The following is an 18958-nucleotide window of genomic DNA, read 5'->3' on the forward strand; positions in this document are numbered from 1 at the left end:
GTATCGAGAACGTCCGTTTGTGGTAGGATAAAGGAAGAAGGAGGCTCGACCATGACGAAACGAAGAAAAGACTACCCGCTCCCGGAATTTATTGAAACGTACCTCTATCATCTCGGCGCCAGCGGTCGTCAACCCTCGACGCTTAAGCGATATCGCTACGACTTGATTGACGTGCATAAATACTTTCACGACCACAATGTCGAACTGAACGAACCGACGGACTGGTTAGACGTTCCGCTCGAATCGTGGAAGACATTCGTGAATGACTTCTTAATCGAAGAGAAGCACTATCAACAGGCGACCGTCGCAAGAATCGTCACGGTCATCAATAGCCTGACTCAATTTTTAAATCCGCTTCGTAAAAAGATGCTTGCCTATTCCCAACCGGCACATACGTTGACAGTCGACCAAGTCGCACTCGAATCTGAATTCGACCGACTCGTTCAAACGATTCGTTCGACGAGAGGACTGAGTGAGAATCAGCTCCAAGCTCATCCTTATCTCGTCAATCGGAACGAACTGATTGTGACGCTTTTCTATAAATATGGATTACGTGTCCATCACATCATTCGTTTGCGAATGAGCGACTTGCATCTGGTCGATCACACCTTCGACGTGTATGATCGTCTCGGAAACCGTTTCACGTTGAAGCTGTCACAGGAAGATCAATCGTTGCTCATGAATTATTTGGCTGATATCCCGACCCCGGTACGACCACGTTGGTATTCAGAAGACCCGGTCTTCGTCTCATTCGATTTTGCCCGGATGACGTTCCGCTGGGTGTATGCGAAGAATCAACCGAAGCAATTGACGATCGTCATGATTACGAAAATGATGCGGCAGTTGAACGAACGAAGTGGACTCGCGCGCTCCGTCACGCCATCGATGCTTCGAAACGCCCATGTGTTGAAGACATATGCAGCCGATCTGACACCATCCGAGCGGATGAATATCACCTGTATGCATAAGGAATCTTCCCTCCGCCGGTATGAACAGGCGTATGAAGAGTTCGGAACTGAGTTATTTGAGTCAGACGAAAGACCCGCCCTCTCGTGAAGGGCGGGTCTTGGTCTGTACGATTTCAGGTTATCCAATGGTACGAAGACAACTTGATCCTTACCATCTATAGTCAATCGATTTCTAACCTTGAGGTTTATATAACTTCTCGACACTCATTAATGTGTTGTTCTCAAAAGTCGCCTTATAGATATCCGGCATGTCGAGTTCTTTCCAAAATTCATATCCATACTGTTCATCAAAGTAATTCAACATGAGAACCATAATATTTCCATGTGTGCCGAGCACCACTTTTTTCCCTTCGTATGTACTGAGCAGTGATATGAGAGCCTCTACCCCTCTAGATTGAGCCTGATCGTTCGACTCTCCCCCTTCCCATGCGAACGCAGGATTTTCCCAAACGGTCTCCATCGCGCTTGTAAAGTCTTTAGCCGGTTCTGAAGTCAAGGTTCGCTCTCTCAAATCATCCGACACTACAACGTCCTGTCCAAGATAATCCGCGATGCCTTTTACGGTTTGAACGGCTCGTTTATATGGACTCGAAGTCACGATATCGATCCCCTCATCGATTAGAAGGTTTGTAATTTCAGCAACATCATGCATTCCTTTCTCAGATAACGGTCTGGCGAATTCGTCTGGTGTATAGGTAGAATGTGCATGTCTGACAAAATATATGGTTGTCATTCAGTAGTCCCCTTTTAAAATGTCTCGTCGTTGTTTACATACGATGTCCAGCCTCATCAAAAGCTTTAGAATGATGGTTTAGCTGCAAAAATTCATGTTTCAACAACCCGTAGACGACATGATCGACGTAACGGTCATACAGCCACTCCGCATCTCGAATGACCCCTTCTTTCTTAAAGCCGAATCGTTCCGGAAGTGCCCGACTCTTCACATTCTCTGTCGCGACTCGGATCTCAATTTTATTTAGTTTCAAATCTTGAAACCCATACTCGATGATGGTCTCGAGCGCTTGACTCATGATGCCTTCCCCTTGAAACTCTTGTCCGAGCCAGTATCCGATTGTGCCACATTGGATACCACGATCGATTTCGTTAAATCCAATTGTTCCGGCCAGTGCTCCTTTATACATCAAAGCGAACGATTTTGGGTGCCCGCCCGTTTCAATCAACCCTTTAATTCGTCCCTCTATGTTCTGCTTCGAGTCTTCCACCGTCTCAATATAGTCGAGCCAGCCAAGCCACTCTCGCAAATAAGGCTTCGATGCAATCGTCAGCTCGAATAGTTCGTCCGCATCGTCTGTATTGAACATTCTCAGTGTGATATCGTCATTTAGTTTATACTCAAGCATCTGGTTCCATCCCTATCATTCATTATTTTTCAATTCACTTTCTTAAAGTAACCTACGCAATTGCTTCTTATCCACTAACTTTCCTGATATAACAATTTCACCCATATGATAAGTTTACAGAATTAATCAAATTTTGTATAATTATTTTAATATCATTTTATGAAGAGGTGAAAATGTGTAAAAACGATTCGTCTAACCTACCAAATTAAATAGATTCGGAGGAGATTTGTGATGAAATCGTTTTACACACTGCTCGTTAGCCAATGGCTCGCAAACATTGGCGATGTCCTATACATCGTCGCGCTCATTGCCTTGCTGTATCAACAAACTGGGTCCGCTCTCATGGCGGCCAGTTTCCCGATTGCCGTGACTGCCGGTATGACGCTCAGCGGACTCTTTTTCGCCCGCATCCTCAACCACTACTCGCTCGGGAAAACGCTCGTCCTGTCACAACTGATGAAGACGATCACCCTTGTTCTCGTTCTCTTCACGGATTCGATTCTTGTTCTCGGCCTCGTCATGTGGATTGCATTTCTCGATGGATTCGCACGTCCGATTCAAGCCTCATTCATCCCAAGTTTGGCGACGAATCGTCAACAAGCGAACAGCCTAGTTCAAGGTTCCAACCAGTTCATCCAACTCGCGATGTGGCCGCTCGGGACGATGCTCGTCTCTCTCTCGTCTAGCGCCTTTGCATTAATCGTTTCACTCGTTCTCTTCAGCCTTTCAACGGTTGTGACGATTTACTTCTATCAATCGCTTACGGAAGACATCGTCGATGATGGAACGGAGGAATCGATTACCTTACGCGATAGTCTTACTTATGTAAGAACGTCACCATTCGCTCGTCGTGTGACTTGGTTTGTGACGTATGAATCATTTGTCAACACGCTTTGGATTTCAGCGTTGCTTCTCGTCTATCTCGAGCGACATCTGCAAGTCGATACAGGCTGGTGGGGAACGCTTAACGCATCATTTTTGATTAGTATGATCGCGGCGAGTGCTTATCTTTATCGGTCTCGTCGAGCACCCTCGCTACCGTCGACTGCCGTCTTATCCATTGTTGCCGCTCTGTTGTTCGGCGTGACCGAGCATCTCGCGTTTGCGATTTTGGCGTTAGTGATTCAAGGCGCAGCCACACAAATCCGCATCATTCAGACGAACACCGTCATTCAAGAACAGATCTCGACTACACAACTTCCTTATGTGTACAGTGTGCAACAAACGGGATATGCCCTCGCATTCAGTATGGGAAGCTTATTGTTCGGTCTTCTTGCGGATAGGCTACCGATTGATTCGGTATACCTTCTCGGTGCATTTTTGACCCTTCCGTTAATCTGGATTGGGCGATTGACCGAACAGTCCATTTTGACCGCATCTTCTGTATAAGTAACAGGCGCCTTCTCAAAGAGAGGGCGCCTTATTTAAATGATTTTCTAACTGGTAGATTCTCCATTCTCACAATTGAAAAGACAACCTGTAGCGATTCATATCGTATACTAAAAGAAACAAATGATCGGAGTGATTTCCATGTCGAAACTTTCACAGGAAGAAACCATCGAGTTACTAAATACCTTAGAGTCTCGCTTTACCGAAAACGTTGAACGTCATCCTGACGCCGTCTGGTCAGACGTATTGGAACGAATTCAGATTAATCAAGATAAGTTGACCACCCTCGCTTTGATGGAAGAGACTGGCGGAGAACCGGACGTGATTCGACTCCCTAACGGAGACCTCGCTTTTTGCGACTGTTCAGCCGAGAGTCCGAGCGGTCGACGAAGTCTCTGCTATGACGAACCAGCTCTTGAGGCACGTAAGAAGAACAAACCCGCCGGAAGCGCGGTCGCCCTATCTGAACAGATGGGCATAACCCTTCTCGATGAAGAAACATACCGACACTTACAAACGCTCGGTGCATTCGATTTGAAGACGTCAAGTTGGATTCAGACACCGGACACCATTCGTCAAAAAGGTGGCGCCCTGTTCTGCGACCGTCGCTATGATCACATCTTCGTCTACCACAATGGTGCAGATTCCTATTATGCCGCTCGAGGTTTTAGAGGAATGATCACGATTTAAGCAAGGCATTGCGCCTTGCTTCTTTTTTATTGCAATAACCAACTAAAGACTTTCGGAATATATATGATGAAAAATAAGCTGACAGGAATCACTGCGAAAAGCCTTAATATCCACGTATATTTACCCTTGAACTTCCTGAAGTAGAACAGCAACGCACCAAACGCAATCGCATTTGCTGTCATATTCGGTTCTTCTATACCGTTCTCAATCCATTGTATGAAAAAATCTTCCATCCAGGAAAGGGTTCGAGAGCGAACGACTCGTTGAAACTCGGTGTAAGGTTGTATTTCAGCCTCACAAACCAGGCTCCTATATAGACAAAGATGAATAAGAGCGCGTAGCACATCAGTACAACGTTCCACAATTTCCCTTTCCAACCCTCACTCTGAAAGTACAAGACATACATCACAATCAAGACACTATAGATCACATTTATGATGAATGGTGGTGAAATCGTCAGAATCGAAAACGTCTCTCGATCTAATACTATTCCCACTTGAAAGATCCCTTGCTGAAACATAGCCTTTCCTCATTTCTGATATGTAATCTAAAACAAAATTACGGTAATTGAAATATTAAGAAATGCGCTATATTTCGATTTACCCCATCTGTGCTCTATCTGAATATACTCGATTTCATAGACCAATCCACTAAAAAACTGCAGACAGATTGTCTGCAGTCCTCGTTTATGCGTGTAATGTCACATTTAACTCTTCCGCGACCGTCTTGAACGCTTCGAGTGCCCGTTCGAGGTCGTCTCGTGTATGCTCCGCTGTGACGATGGTCCGGATGCGTGCTTTCCCACGCTCGACCGTCGGGAATGCGATACTCTGTGCGAATACGCCATGTTCCTTCAACTTGTCTGAGAATGAATGCGCAAGCGTCTCTTCGCCGAGCATGACCGGTGTGATCGGTGTCGTCGCATGTCCGATATCGAAACCGAGGTCACGTAGACCGTTCTTGAAGAACTCCGTGTTCGCCCATAGCTTGTCGAACAGCTCTTCTTCCTCTTTCATCACACGGATCGCTTCACGGTTCGCCGCCACGACTGCCGGTGGATGTGATGTCGAGAAGAGGAACGGGCGACCTTTGTGGATCAAGTAATCCCGAATATCTTGTGAACAGGCGACATAGCCACCTAAGACACCGATTGCTTTTGAGAGCGTCCCGACCTGTAGCGCGACGCGACCGTCCAATCCGAAGTGGTTGACCGTTCCACGTCCGTTCTTCCCGAGGACGCCGGATGCATGCGCATCATCGACCATGACCGCAGCGTCATACTTCTCTGCGAGTTCGACGATGGCCGGAAGCGGTGCGATGTTCCCGTCCATCGAGAAGACGCCGTCCGTCACGACGAGACGTGTGCGATAGTCCTGCGTCTCTTTCAACGCCTTCTCCAAGTCTTCGAGGTCGACGTGTTTATAGATACGTCGAGCCGCTTTCGTGAGGCGAATCCCATCGATGATTGACGCATGGTTGAGGGCGTCACTGATGACGACATCCTCCGGTCCAAGAAGTGCAGACAATACTCCGAGGTTCGTCGCGAATCCTGATTGGAAGACGAGTGAGGCCTCCGTATGTTTGAACTCCGCGAGTTCACGCTCGAACGCTTCGTGCATCTCGAACGTCCCGGCAATCGTACGGACTGATCCCGTTCCTGCACCGTAATGTTCGACCGCTTCAATCGCCGCCTGCTTCAGACGCGGGTGATTCGCGAGTCCGAGATAGTTGTTTGATGACAGCTGAACGAGTGACTTCCCATCGATTGTCACTTCATTCCCTTGTGCCGATTCGAGCGGGACGAGCTTACGGAACGTCCCTTGTTCTTTCATCTCATTGATTGCTTCTGTAATATGTTCAAATGCCATGTTGTTTCCCCCTTTAAGGTATTAAGACGACCTTTCCACATTTCCCTGCCCGCATGAGTTCGAACCCTTTTTCGAACTCTTCGAGCTTGAAGACGTGTGTGATGATCGGTTCGACGTCCAACTGACCCGTCGCAAGCATCGTCGAGACTTGACTCCACGTTTCATACATCTTGCGGCCCGTGATTCCTTGGACGCGGACCCCTTTAAAGACGACGTCCCGTGTGAGGTCGATGGCGACCGGACGAGCCGGAAGTGACAAGACGTTGACGTCCCCACCTGCCGTGACCATCTTAAACGCTTGATCGATGGCAATCGGGTGTCCGCTCATCTCACAGACGACATCGATTCCGTCTCCGTCGGTCTCACGCTCAATCAACTCGAGCGAATTCTCTTCTAAACTGTTGATGACGACATCTGCCCCCATCGCTTCGGCGAGTTTTAAACGATATGGATTGACGTCAATCGCATAGACACGACTCGCCCCTGCTGCTTTGGCGACACCGACCGCCATGAGTCCGATTGGGCCACAACCGACGATGGCGACCGATTTGGCTGACACGTCACTCGCCAACACCGTATGGACAGCATTCCCGAGTGGTTCTTGAATCGAAGCGAGTTTCGCTGGCATCGACTCCGGGTTCACCCATAGATTCTCTTCAGGCATGACGACATATTCTGCGAAACATCCTTGCGTGTCCACCCCGATGATTTTTGTGTTTTTACAGATGTGGTACTGACCGCGCAAACATTGCTTACATTGATGACAGACGATATGTGTTTCAGCAGACACCGCCTGTCCGACTTTGATCCGTTTCGTCCCTTCGCCGAGCGCAACGACCTCCCCCGAAAACTCATGACCGAATACGTACGGTGGTTTGACGCGACTTTGTGACCATTCATCCCATTCATAGATATGGACATCGGTCCCGCAAATCGATGTCGCTTTAACTTGAATGAGTACTTCTCCAGGTCCTGGTGTCGGAACTGGTACGTCGACCAGTTTTGCCCCAAACCCGGCCGTGTGTTTTTGAATCGCTTTCATTACTGGTGTCGTTGATTCCGTCTCTTTGGTTGACACAAGTTGTTCCATTGAAAACGTCCCCCTCTTGTTTCTCATGATCGAACGATACGTTCTTTATCATCTTGTCATAAAATGACGAAACTGAGAAGATAGAACGTCCGATTAACACAAAAAAAGAGGAGCCATCCGCGCCGATGGCTCCTCTTCACAAGAATAGGACCTATGTCCCGACCGCTCATCGTGGCTCAATGATGAGCTTGATGGCAGTACGTTCCTCTCCGTCAATCATAATATCGGTAAAGGCCGGAATGCAAATCAAATCGAGACCGCTAGGCGCGACGAAGCCTCGGGCAATCGCGACGGCTTTGATGGACTGATTCAGTGCACCTGCCCCGATCGCCTGTATCTCACACGTTCCTTTTTCACGTAGCACACCCGCTAAAGCACCCGCAACGGAGTTAGGGTTCGATTTTGCCGAAACTTTGAGTACGTCCATTCTTGTTTCCCCCTCGGGTAGGTTGTTCAATCAAACCAGACGGTCTGATCATCTAGGTGTATTCGTTCGATTTTTGTCGCTCGTTTCGTCTGATCATCGATTGTAATGAAAACTCCATTAAGTTGTTCCCGTCCCTCGGCAACTTCAAACCGAACTGGGAGTTGTGTCATAAATTTTTTTAAAACAACGGATGCATCCATGCCGAGTACCCCGTCAAGTGGACCGGTCATCCCGACGTCGGTGATGTACGCTGTTCCGTTCGGCAAGACACGTTCATCTGCCGTCTGTACGTGCGTATGCGTCCCGACTACGGCTTGAGCGCGACCGTCGAGATGATAGCCCATGGCGATCTTCTCGCTTGTCGCCTCAGCATGGACATCCACAAAGATCGCATCGACCTCATCCCGTACTTCTTCGACAAGACGGTCGACGGTACGGAACGGACAGTCAAGAGACGGCAAGAAGACATTTCCCATGACGTTGATCACGGCCAGTTTCTTCCCGTTTTGTTTCAATTTCATCATGCCGACACCAGGTGTCCCGCCCGGATAGTTGGCCGGACGGACGATGCGGTCGGCGTCGTCGATCCACTCAAAGATATCACGATTGTCCCACGTGTGGTTTCCCATCGTCACCCCATGAAAGCCGAGCTCTAAAAATTGTTGGTAAATCTTTTTCGTGAGACCACGACCGTTTGCCGCGTTCTCACCGTTGACGAGCATGAACGTCGGGTTATATTTGTCTTTCAAGCGTCCGATTTGTTTAGTCAATATATCACGACCGGGTTTCCCGACCACATCACCGATAAATAAAATTTTCATATAAAGTCCTCCCTCAAACAGAAAAAGCGGAGAAATTCTCCGCTTCGTTTACTTCGCATAATCGACGGAACGTGTTTCACGAATGACCGTCACTTTGATTTGTCCAGGATAATCGAGTTCATCCTCGATTCGCTTACAAATATCGCGTGCCATCTTACCGGCGACGACATCGTCAACGACATCAGGGCGAACGATAATTCGAACTTCACGTCCTGCTTGAATCGCATACGATTTCTCGACACCTTCGAACGACTCACAGATTGATTCGAGTCGCTCAAGACGACGGATGTAGCTTTCAAGCGTCTCTTGACGAGCTCCAGGACGCGCTGCTGACAAGGCATCAGCCGCTGCCACAAGTACAGCAATCGTCGATGTCGCCTCGACGTCCCCGTGGTGGGAAGCAATCGAATTGATGACGACCGGATGTTCTTTATATTTCGTCGCAAGTTCTACACCGATTTCAACGTGACTACCTTCGACTTCATGGTCGATCGCTTTCCCGATATCGTGTAAGAGTCCGGCCCGTTTCGCGAGCGTGACGTCTTCCCCGAGTTCGGCTGCCATCATCCCGGCAAGGTGTGCCACCTCAACCGAGTGAGACAAGACGTTCTGACCATAACTCGTACGATAGCGCATGCGACCGAGCGTCTTGACGAGGTCTGGATGGAGTCCGTGAATGCCGGCTTCAAACGTAGCTTCTTCACCGTATTCACGAATGCGTTCATCCACTTCACGGCGAGACTTCTCTACCATCTCTTCAATTCGAGCCGGATGAATCCGACCGTCTTGAACGAGTTTTTCAAGCGTCATCTTCGCGATTTCACGACGAACTGGGTCAAAACCTGACAAGATGACGGCTTCTGGTGTGTCATCGATGATGAGGTCAATCCCAGTCAACGTTTCGAGCGTTCGGATGTTGCGTCCTTCGCGCCCGATGATGCGACCCTTCATCTCATCACTCGGTAAGTTGACAACAGATACCGTCGTCTCGGCGACATGTTCAGCAGCATATCGTTGCATCGTGAGAGATAAGAGGTGTTTCGCTTTTTTATCCGCTTCTTGTTTTGCTTTTTGCTCGATTTCTTTTTGAAGGAGAGCAGCATCGTGAAGCGCTTCCTGCTTCGCTTCGTCCATGATGATGGTACGTGCTTCATCTTTCGAGAGGGATGCAACGCGTACAAGTTCTCGGCGTGCCTCTTCGTATAACTCCTCCACTTTGCTTTCGAGCGTTTCTGCTTCACGCTTGCGTTTTTCGAGTCCTCGTTCCTGTTCATCTAGCGAGTCCTCTTTCCGCTCGAGCATGTCTGCTTTGCGGTCAAGAAGCTCTTCTTTTTGAACGAGGCGATTCTCTTTCACTTTCTGTTCTTCGCGACGTTCACGCAATTCTTGTTCCGTCTCATTACGAAGTTGAATCATCTCTTCTTTTACTTCAAGCCGTGCTTCTTTTTGCATCGCTTCCGATTGTTGTTTTGCTTGCTCTACAATCTTAGTCGCTTCCGTCTCGGCACCTTGAATCTTCGCTTCGGCGATCGATTTACGCACAAAAAAACCTGCAACAAAAGCTATCGGCAAAAGGAGGATCAGAATAAGCCAGTATAGCCATTCCATCATGTTCACCTCCCTTTCGCAAGGTTATTTTATTTTTTAATAAGTGAGATACACGGGCAAGCCCGCGCATAACTTTATTGTACTTATTTAATAGGGAGAATGCAATGCACGGACAGGATAGAACTACCAATTGCCAAAAAAATTATACTAAAAAAATCTCACTCGAAAGAATTCGAGTGAGACGATGTGCTTATTCGTCATCGAGAAGTGAGAGGACTTCGTCGTCTTCGCCTTCGACCGTGACCGTTTTTTCTCCATTCAATCCGTAGTGATCTCGAATCTGTTGTTCGACCTCAGCTGCGATTGCTGGATTTTCTTTCATGTATTGCTTGGCGTTTTCACGGCCTTGACCAAGACGTTCTTCATTGAACGAGTACCAAGCTCCACTCTTTTGAACGATGTCGAGGTCTGCACCGATATCGATGAGCTCCCCTTCACGCGAGATCCCCTCACCATACATAATATCAACTTCCGCTGTTTTGAACGGAGGTGCAATCTTGTTTTTTACAATCTTGATCTTCGTACGGTTCCCGACCATATCTTGACCTTGTTTGAGCGTCTCCGCACGACGAACTTCAAGACGTACAGAAGAGTAGAATTTCAAGGCACGGCCCCCTGGAGTCGTTTCCGGGTTACCGAACATGATCCCAATCTTCTCACGGATTTGGTTGATGAAGATGACAATCGTTTTCGACTTGTTCGTCGCACCAGACAACTTACGAAGTGCTTGAGACATCAAACGAGCTTGAAGACCGACGTGCGAGTCTCCCATTTCCCCTTCGATTTCGGCTTTCGGTACGAGTGCCGCAACCGAGTCGACGACGAGGATATCAACTGCTCCCGAGCGAACGAGCGCTTCAGCGATTTCGAGCGCTTGCTCCCCAGTATCCGGCTGTGAAAGGAGCAACTCATCGATGTTGACCCCAAGATTTTTAGCATACTTCGGATCGAGTGCGTGCTCGGCATCAACGAATGCTGCTTGACCGCCACGCTTTTGGACTTCTGCAATCGCATGAAGGGCAACCGTCGTCTTACCTGAAGATTCTGGTCCGTATACTTCGATGACACGACCGCGTGGATATCCACCCGCACCGAGCGCGACGTCGAGGGCGATTGACCCTGAAGGGATGACCGATACTTGTTGGTCTGTATTTTCACCAAGGCGCATGATTGAGCCTTTACCGAATTGTTTTTCAATCTGGCGCAATGCCATTTCTAACGCTTGTTTACGATCACTCATAGATAAATGAGCCTCCTTTAATTGATACTCTTATTATACGTGAACACTGTACGATACACAAGTTTTTTACGAACATTTATTCGCCTTTTTTGATTCGTTGAATGAGGGCCCATAATCCGTCCTTCGCGGCTCGCATGCGGATGATATTCCGTTCTTGATGGGGATACGTCCGCTCGATGACTTCTATTCCGTTTGGTGTCTTCACTCCGATATAGACCGTACCGATCGGACGACCCGAATTCGATGTCGGTCCTGCCTCTCCCGTGAAAGAGAGGGCGTAGTCGGCATGGGTGGTCTTTGACAATCCGTCCACCATCTCATAGGCAACTTCTTTTGAGACGACTGAGTGCTGTTCAATTGTATCAAGCGAGACCCCTAAATACCTATTTTTTAGCTCATCCGAATAGGTCACGACTCCACCTAGAAAGACGACTGAAGCGCCAGGTGTTGATGTAACCATCGATTGTACCTCACCGCCGGTCAACGACTCAGCAACAGCGAATGTTCGATTCAATCTAGACAATGTTTGGACAAGGTGTGATGCAATCGTCTCATCGTCAGAGCCAAAGTAGTACGAACCGACCCGTTTCAGGATTTCAGTCTTCACTTCTTCAATCATCTGACGCGCGGTCACCTCGTCCGTCGCACGGGCACTGATCCGAAGTCTTGCCTCTCCCGTCTCGGCGTAGGGGGCAACGGTCGGATTCGAACCATCCAATAAGTCCTTCACGGCATCATCGAGAGCGGATTCTCCAATCTCATAAAACCGTAATGATTCTGAGACGAGCGTCGCTCCTGATAGTTTCTTAGGAAACGTCGCCTCGACCAATGCTTTCATCTCACGTGGCACACCCGGTAAAAGCAACCACGTCGTATCTCCGGCAATCCACATGCCCGGGGCAAGCCCGACCGGATTTGGTAATACGTCTGCTCCGCTGAGCACGTCGGCTTGGCGAGCGTCCCCATCGTTCATCAATCGATTTCGTGACACGAGGAAACGTTGAATCGTCTCATACGCTTCCTCATCTCGCACAATCGGACGTTCGAGTAAGTCGGAAAGGACCGCCTTTGTGACATCATCCGCCGTCGGACCGAGTCCACCCGTGACGATGACAAAGTCGGAACGACGACGGGCGATTTCAAACGTCTCTCGCATTCGTACCGCGTTATCCCCGACAACTTGATGATACAAGACCGGCACACCGTACTTCGACAGTTGTTCTGATATGTAACTCGCATTCGTATTGACGATTTCCCCTAAGAGCAACTCGCTTCCTACCGCAATGATTTCGGCTCGTTTCATCTCATTTCCTCCTCAACTTCAAAAAAAAGACGAGCTAGATCAACCAACTCGTCTCTGTCGACTTACATCGACTTCACAATAATCTTATAGTTTTGTGCGAAATATTCGGCACCTGAGTAAATTGTAAGTACGAGTGCCAACCACATCGCCCATTCGCCAAACGGGATCCCGACATAGCTAAAGATCGGGTTACCGAACAGTAAGAAGATGATGGCAAAAAGCTGCACCCACGTCTTCGCTTTTCCAGATTTCCCGGCCGCGACGACAATCCCTTCATCGGCAGCGACGAGACGTAAGCCTGTAACCGCAAATTCACGTGATAGAATCACGACGACGACCCACGCCGCGACGAGATCCATCTCAACGAGCAACACAAGGGCCGCCGTGACGAGCAGTTTATCTGCGAGCGGGTCCATAAATTTACCAAAGTTCGTGACTAAGTTATGCTTACGGGCCAAATGTCCGTCTAACCAGTCTGTAATGGCCGCAATCGTAAAAATCACACCAGCGATAAATTGGTGCATCGGGATATCAGCGCCTAAAAAAGCGATGTTTCCCCAATCAAAATCAACAGCGAGTAAGACGACGAATACGGGGATCAAGACCACGCGTAGCATCGTCAATCGGTTAGGTAGGTTCATATAGAACGCCTCCTCTTAGAAGGAGAGTCGACTTATTCGGCGTCGACTCTCTTTACAAAAATATTTTGTGTGACCGGAGACTCTTGAAGCTCGAGCTCACGACCGTTGACGACGATTTTCTCAACGCCTGCGATGAGTCCGATTCGAATACGCAATGTGTCCGTCTCGGCATCTTCAATGACAATCGGATTCTGTTTCGACTGGTTCGGATACTCCGGTGCGAGAAAGGCTCCTTCTAACGACGTATCACGAACACCCACGTAAGAGGCAGGTGACTCCTTCACATAAATCTCGGTCGACAGTTTCTCGTTCGTCGCGAGTTCATAAGTGATGTCCGCCCCATTCGACTCCTTCACCGCAATCGGACCAGATTCCGCTGGCGGTTCTTCTTCGGTCGGCTCCTCTTCAGTCGGTTCCTCCTCGACCGGTTCATCAGCCGGGACATCCTCATTCTGGTCGACTGTGACACCAGAACTTGGCGGTTCGGCAGGACTTGCATCCTGACCACCGAAGTCGATGCTTCTCACTGCGAAATAAATCGCGGTGATGAGCAAGAAGACCGTGAGAACGAGGAGAACTTTCGGAACCCATCTCGAGACCCGACTTGTCGACTCGGAAGCCTTCGAATACGTTTTCTTCCGAGAGAGTTGAACAGACGGCTGTGCCTCGATGACCGGTAAATCTTTTGCATATGTCTCGTATAATTCATCCACATCAAGGCCGAGCGACTCCGCATACGTCTTAATGAACGCCCGTGCATAAAAAGAGCCAGGGAGATTTTTGTAATCACCTTCCTCGATTGCGATGATATAGCGCTTTTGAATCTTCGTCGTCTGCTGGATTTGGTCGAGCGTCAATCCGCTCTCCTCACGCTTTTGTTTCAAAAAAGTCCCTAGTTCTGTCACAGGGGTCCACACCTTCCATTCACATAATTATTCAAACCATTCTGACTCACGATGCGTTTCTTGTGGGATGATGATCGTCTCATCCGGATTGTTTCTCAATTCAATAATATAATCAAAGTCTTCATACACGCAATCGGTGTTTCGGACGTACAGGTCAGGGTGTTCGATGACTTTCACGGCCGGCAACCGCATGACTTCACGAATGAGCTGGCGATGTCGTTCATCCATCGTTCGGGTAGAGACGGCACCATCAATTATGTATACGTGATCGCCTTCCCGTTCCTCTTCAAATAATGAGGTCCGAACGGTCTGTTTCATCAGTGTCGAGGAAAGAAACAACCATCGTTTGTTCGCACACACACTAGCTGCGACGATGGACTCCGTCTTTCCGACGCGTGGATTTCCACGAACACCGATTAACAAATGGCGTTCTTCCTTCATCAGTTCCGCAACGAAATCGACGAGAATGCCCAAATCTTCACGGACGAAGCGAAACGTTTTTTTGTCATCACTATCATGGTCGATATAACGACCGTGACGGATTGCAATCCGGTCTCGTAACTTCGGACGGCGCAATTTGATGACGGCAATAGCTTCCATCCGCTTTAAAATATGCTCGAGTCGATGCACATGATCGGCGGCAGGTGCTTTGAGCAACATTCCCCGTCGCTGCAAATCGACCCCATTGATGGTGACGATGGAGATTTGAAGCATCCCCATGAGAGATGCGATGTCTCCGAGGATACCCGGTCGATTCTGACACAATTCATATTCGAGATACCACTCTTCGAATTTATGTTCCATCCCCAACCATCCTTTCGAGCGAGTTCGCTACCTTGCCTATTTTAAATTATTTTAGAAGAATTGAAAAGAACAGGTTTATTTACATGGATCGGATCATTGCCAACCGCCGTCGACGCGTATCACCGTGCCCGTCATATACGAGGCGTCCGGTGAACACAAGAAACGGATCGTGTTGGCCACGTCCTCTGCCGCACCGAGACGTCCAAGTGGAATGTCATCGATCACGGATTGTTTCGACTCTTCTACCGTATCATTCATTGGCGTATCAATCCACCCCGGTGTCACCGCATTGACTCGAACATTGAACGGGCCGGCTTCTCGTGCGAACGCCTTGACGAAGCCGAGCTGTGCCGCTTTGACGGTTGAATAAAACACCTCAGCCGCCGCACCGACCTCTCCCCATACACTCGAGACGATCACGATATCCACGTGATGATCGTAAGGCTTCCTTGCTACGACGGACTGGATGAGTCGGATCATTGCCCGAACATGAACATCGTACAGCCGGTCGAGCTCATCCATCGACTGGTCGACGACGAGACCATGGAGCGCATGTCCGGCCACATATACAATTCGGTCGATGTCCAGCATATCCTGTACCCATGACTCAACAGCGTCACGGTCTGTTAGGTCACAAGGGAGAATTTCTGCCGAAAGATTCTCTTCATCTATCAAATGACGGAGTCTTTCACTACCTTCGTTCGCATGCAAAATCAGTTCATCTTCACGAAAAGCGAGCGAGACGGCACGTCCGATGGTACCGCTCGCTCCAACAATCAATGTCTTCATGGTTTTTTGACGATGCATACCGTTCGTTGTTCATGGCGGAACAAGCGCTCGTATGCTTCGTATAGTTCGTCGAGTGTGATGGCATCAATCAAAGTCGGGATTTCAAACAAATTCCCATCATTGAGTGCATATCGAGAGAACTGATTTGCGATGAACTCAGGTGAGTTCAATGCTTTCAAGAACTGCCCTTGCATCATGCGTTTCTTCCGGTCGAGCGTCTCTTGACTCAACTGAAGTGGACGTTCTAACGCCTCCGTCACACGGCCGACAAACGCATTTACTTCCGACGTCTCCATCGACAAGGCGGCAAAAGCGAACGTCTCCTCTGACGTATAGTCAAACGAGAAGGCATCGTCAATCAATCCTTCAGCATAAAGTTCTGTATAAAGAGGAGCTGTCGTGTCGAAGAGCGCATGCATGAGCAATTCTACTGTCAATTCTTGCTTCAGACCTGCTTCCCCAGCTTGTGGTACATCCTTATACCCAATCATGACTTTCGGTACAGAGACGTCCATCTCGATGACCCGTTCTGACAGACGAACCGTGGTCGGTTCATCTACTGTCTCACGAGCACTCAATCGTGGTGTCTCAAAAGATTTAGCTGCTTGATTATCTCGAATCAAGGCAAACATCTCATCCGGTTCGATATTCCCGACGACGAACAATACCATGTTGCTCGGATGATAGAACGCTTGATGACAGGTGTACAAGTCTTCCGCCGTGATCTTTGAAATCGATTCGATTGTACCCGCGATATCAATCTTGACGGGATGTGTCTCGTACATCGCCTCAATTAAACCAAAATACAAGCGCCACCCCGGATTGTCTTGGTACATTTGAATCTCTTGACCGATGATCCCTTTCTCTTTCTCGACCGACTCTTTCGTGAAATAAGGGGTCTGGACGAAATCGAGCAGCGTTTGTACGTTTTCTGAAATCTTGGACGTGGCACCGAACAAATAAGCAGTCCGTGTGAATGACGTGAAAGCGTTCGCTGACGCTCCTTGACGACCAAATTGTTGGAAGACGTCACCATCTTCTTTTTCGAACATCTTATGTTCTAAGAAATGCGCGATACCATCGGGAACCTCGACCCAGTCTTCTAGTTTGAAGCGTCGGTCAATCGATCCATATTTAGTCGTGAACGTCGCGAATGTTTTTTCATATCCAGTCTTTTTCAATAAGTAAACGGAGAGGCCATTGTCGAGAACGTGATGATGTAACGTCTCTCCGACGTTAGGAAAGTCTAGTTTCATGCTTCTCCTCCTTTCAAGCAATAAACCGCTTCGAGTACCATTTCTTTCGCAAGCGCGACGACATGATCTCGCGTCGTGTTCTCAATGATCGTCATCTCTTCGTCTAACGAGAACGGACGAACGTCTGCCCCACTCATCCAAGCAATCAATTGACGTGGACTGTCTCCAAGTTGACGACGTTGATGGAACAACAACTCTTTCGTCTGTTGCAACGTCTCATCCTCAAACTCGCCCGCTTGTAAAGCGTTCAATTGCTCTTCGATGATCTGTTCGGTCTTTTGTTGGTTCGACGCATCGATACCGGCATAGACGAACAACTTCCGACTGAGGGAACTATATTGTGAGGCGGCATAGTACGCCAAGCTCTCCTTTTCACGCACATTCATGAACAGCTTCGAGTGAGGGAATCCACCGAACAGTCCATTCACGACCTGCATGCGAATCGCCGCTTCCGTTCGTGGGTCGACATCAAGCGAATAGGCGAGATGGAGCTTGCTTTGTTTAATGTCTTGATGTTCTTCCAAACGCTTGAACTCTCCTCGACTCGCTTCTGGTAACAGGCGTGGTCGACGTGTCCCAAGAGATTCCAATGGATTGAAAGCGTGTTCGACTTGCTCACGATTGACATCCCCGACGACATAGATGTCGACACGGTCATGTTGAATCATCGATTGATATGCCGCATACAATGATTTTGGTGTGACATGGTCGAGTTGCTCAAGCGTACCGAGTGACGGAATCGCAAGCTCTCCTCCGAGCATTTCTTGTAGACGCTGTTGGGCGAAACGCATTTTGTCATCATAGACCGATTCGATACGCTGACGTTGCAATCGACGTTCCTGCTCGACGATGAGTGGCTGAAACGCCCCATCGTATGCGTTCGGACGGAGGAGAACGTCTTCGAGTAACTCGATTGCCTGACTCAATACGTCTTCTCCGACAAGATGATCGTTGACGACTTCGAGTTGGAATTGGATGACGTGCTCCTTTCCGATCTTAGATGCACCAGCATATAAGTTTGTGTCATACAACTCCTCTAGCGGTGTGTGAAATAACTCAATGGACGGATACGTCGCCGTCGATTTCTCCATGATGAACGGGAGCAATGCCCGATCTGCGACCGTCTCCGCCGATAATGGAGCGGCGAATGACACGAGACAAGTCGTCGTTTTAAATTTCTTGGTCGGATAGACCGAGTAGTGCAATTGATGTTGGAACTGAACGATACCTTTCATCTGCCGATCACTCCTTTTTTCGTTTTGGTTGAAACACGGCAGCGCCGCGCGCATATTCTTGATCCGGCACCCCTGCCACGACGTTCGCGTAACGGGCAACCGTAAATAAATAATCACTCAAGCGGTTAAAGTAAGGCAATTGCCGGTCGGCGACTCCGAGAGCCGCTAAGTCACGCTCGACCCGTCGACAAACGGTACGAGCCACATGTAAGCTAGCTGCGGCAACGCTGCCGCCAGGAAGGATGAAGCGCACAAGTTCCGGACAGGACTCCTCCCACTCATCCATCCATCGTTCTAGTTCCGTCACGATCGACAAATCGACCATTTTTGGCGGTGCCTCAGCATACATCAGCTCCGATCCGAGGTCGAACAAGTCGTGCTGAATCTTCGTCAGCTGTATTCGGAGCGTCTCATCCTCTTGATGCGCGATGGCGAGTCCAATCTGACTATTCAACTCATCGAGATGACCCATCGCTTCAATCTGAGGATGGGATTTCTCGACACGACTACCGATTAATGATGTTTCACCCTTGTCGCCCGTTCGTGTATAACGTTTCATTCGA

Annotated in this window: 19 protein-coding genes; 3 read left to right on the forward strand and 16 right to left on the reverse strand. The window is 48.7% G+C overall.

Features of this window, described 5'->3' with window-relative positions:
• The first annotated feature begins 51 nt into the window (after window positions 1-51).
• Window positions 52-1056 carry a tyrosine-type recombinase/integrase gene (locus tag KNO72_RS04445; protein ID WP_214757360.1) on the forward strand — a complete coding sequence of 335 codons (1005 nt, stop codon included), beginning with the start codon at window positions 52-54 and terminating at the stop codon, window positions 1054-1056.
• Between the two features lie 84 nt (window positions 1057-1140).
• On the opposite strand, the gene KNO72_RS04450 is transcribed toward KNO72_RS04445, so the two are convergent.
• The gene (locus KNO72_RS04450; RefSeq protein ID WP_078147036.1) at window positions 1141-1701 is read right to left on the reverse strand and encodes a histidine phosphatase family protein; all 561 of its coding nucleotides are present in this window, start codon (window positions 1699-1701) and stop codon (window positions 1141-1143) included.
• A 34-nt stretch (window positions 1702-1735) separates the two neighbouring features.
• Window positions 1736-2329: a GNAT family N-acetyltransferase gene (locus tag KNO72_RS04455; RefSeq protein WP_214757363.1), complete on the reverse strand. Its 594-nt coding sequence runs from the start codon at window positions 2327-2329 to the stop codon at window positions 1736-1738.
• Between the two features lie 231 nt (window positions 2330-2560).
• On the opposite strand from KNO72_RS04455, the gene KNO72_RS04460 reads away from it, so the two are divergent.
• Window positions 2561-3718, forward strand: a complete 1158-nt coding sequence (locus KNO72_RS04460) for an MFS transporter (protein WP_214757366.1) — start codon at window positions 2561-2563, stop codon at window positions 3716-3718.
• A gap of 141 nt (window positions 3719-3859) precedes the next feature.
• Complete coding sequence (locus tag KNO72_RS04465; RefSeq protein ID WP_078147039.1) at window positions 3860-4408, forward strand: DUF4256 domain-containing protein; 549 nt, start codon at window positions 3860-3862, stop codon at window positions 4406-4408.
• A 686-nt stretch (window positions 4409-5094) separates the two neighbouring features.
• On the opposite strand, the gene KNO72_RS04470 is transcribed toward KNO72_RS04465, so the two are convergent.
• The 14 genes from KNO72_RS04470 to KNO72_RS04535 form a co-directional block, all read right to left on the reverse strand.
• The gene (locus tag KNO72_RS04470) at window positions 5095-6276 is read right to left on the reverse strand and encodes a glycine C-acetyltransferase (protein WP_078147042.1); all 1182 of its coding nucleotides are present in this window, start codon (window positions 6274-6276) and stop codon (window positions 5095-5097) included.
• A 13-nt stretch (window positions 6277-6289) separates the two neighbouring features.
• Window positions 6290-7366: an L-threonine 3-dehydrogenase gene (gene tdh, locus KNO72_RS04475; protein ID WP_214730607.1), complete on the reverse strand. Its 1077-nt coding sequence runs from the start codon at window positions 7364-7366 to the stop codon at window positions 6290-6292.
• A 166-nt stretch (window positions 7367-7532) separates the two neighbouring features.
• Entirely contained in the window at window positions 7533-7793 is a 261-nt protein-coding gene (locus tag KNO72_RS04480) for a stage V sporulation protein S (protein ID WP_012726477.1), read from the reverse strand.
• 26 nt (window positions 7794-7819) lie between these two features.
• Entirely contained in the window at window positions 7820-8614 is a 795-nt protein-coding gene (locus tag KNO72_RS04485) for a TIGR00282 family metallophosphoesterase (protein WP_214730606.1), read from the reverse strand.
• A gap of 48 nt (window positions 8615-8662) precedes the next feature.
• Window positions 8663-10225 carry a ribonuclease Y gene (gene rny, locus KNO72_RS04490; protein WP_370150090.1) on the reverse strand — a complete coding sequence of 521 codons (1563 nt, stop codon included), beginning with the start codon at window positions 10223-10225 and terminating at the stop codon, window positions 8663-8665.
• A gap of 187 nt (window positions 10226-10412) precedes the next feature.
• On the reverse strand, window positions 10413-11462 hold the full coding sequence (gene recA / locus KNO72_RS04495; RefSeq protein ID WP_012726480.1) for a recombinase RecA: 1050 nt from the start codon (window positions 11460-11462) through the stop codon (window positions 10413-10415).
• Between the two features lie 76 nt (window positions 11463-11538).
• Window positions 11539-12765, reverse strand: a complete 1227-nt coding sequence (locus KNO72_RS04500; RefSeq protein ID WP_214730600.1) for a competence/damage-inducible protein A — start codon at window positions 12763-12765, stop codon at window positions 11539-11541.
• A gap of 62 nt (window positions 12766-12827) precedes the next feature.
• Window positions 12828-13406 (reverse strand): CDP-diacylglycerol--glycerol-3-phosphate 3-phosphatidyltransferase, encoded by a 579-nt coding sequence (gene pgsA, locus KNO72_RS04505; protein WP_074036832.1) that lies wholly within the window; start codon window positions 13404-13406, stop codon window positions 12828-12830.
• Window positions 13407-13438: 32 nt separating this feature from the next.
• Window positions 13439-14311 (reverse strand): helix-turn-helix domain-containing protein, encoded by an 873-nt coding sequence (locus KNO72_RS04510; RefSeq protein ID WP_078147046.1) that lies wholly within the window; start codon window positions 14309-14311, stop codon window positions 13439-13441.
• 27 nt (window positions 14312-14338) lie between these two features.
• Complete coding sequence (locus KNO72_RS04515) at window positions 14339-15115, reverse strand: YmfK family protein (protein ID WP_012726484.1); 777 nt, start codon at window positions 15113-15115, stop codon at window positions 14339-14341.
• Window positions 15116-15208: 93 nt separating this feature from the next.
• Window positions 15209-15922 (reverse strand): elongation factor P 5-aminopentanone reductase, encoded by a 714-nt coding sequence (gene ymfI, locus KNO72_RS04520; RefSeq protein ID WP_230872818.1) that lies wholly within the window; start codon window positions 15920-15922, stop codon window positions 15209-15211.
• A complete protein-coding gene (gene yfmH, locus KNO72_RS04525) occupies window positions 15901-17160 on the reverse strand; it encodes an EF-P 5-aminopentanol modification-associated protein YfmH (RefSeq protein ID WP_214686903.1) in 1260 nt (419 codons plus the stop codon). The genes ymfI and yfmH overlap by 22 nt, the downstream gene beginning before the upstream one ends.
• Window positions 17157-18395, reverse strand: coding sequence for an EF-P 5-aminopentanol modification-associated protein YfmF (gene yfmF, locus KNO72_RS04530; RefSeq protein WP_214757368.1), 1239 nt, complete (start codon window positions 18393-18395; stop codon window positions 17157-17159). Before yfmF ends, yfmH begins: the two co-directional genes overlap by 4 nt.
• A gap of 7 nt (window positions 18396-18402) precedes the next feature.
• On the reverse strand, window positions 18403-18954 hold the full coding sequence (locus tag KNO72_RS04535; RefSeq protein WP_214684091.1) for a cob(I)yrinic acid a,c-diamide adenosyltransferase: 552 nt from the start codon (window positions 18952-18954) through the stop codon (window positions 18403-18405).
• Between the last annotated feature and the right edge of the window lie 4 nt (window positions 18955-18958).

Origin of the sequence: Exiguobacterium sp. s123 (genome assembly GCF_018617075.1) — a bacterium.
In the GTDB taxonomy this organism is placed as follows: domain Bacteria; phylum Bacillota; class Bacilli; order Exiguobacteriales; family Exiguobacteriaceae; genus Exiguobacterium; species Exiguobacterium profundum.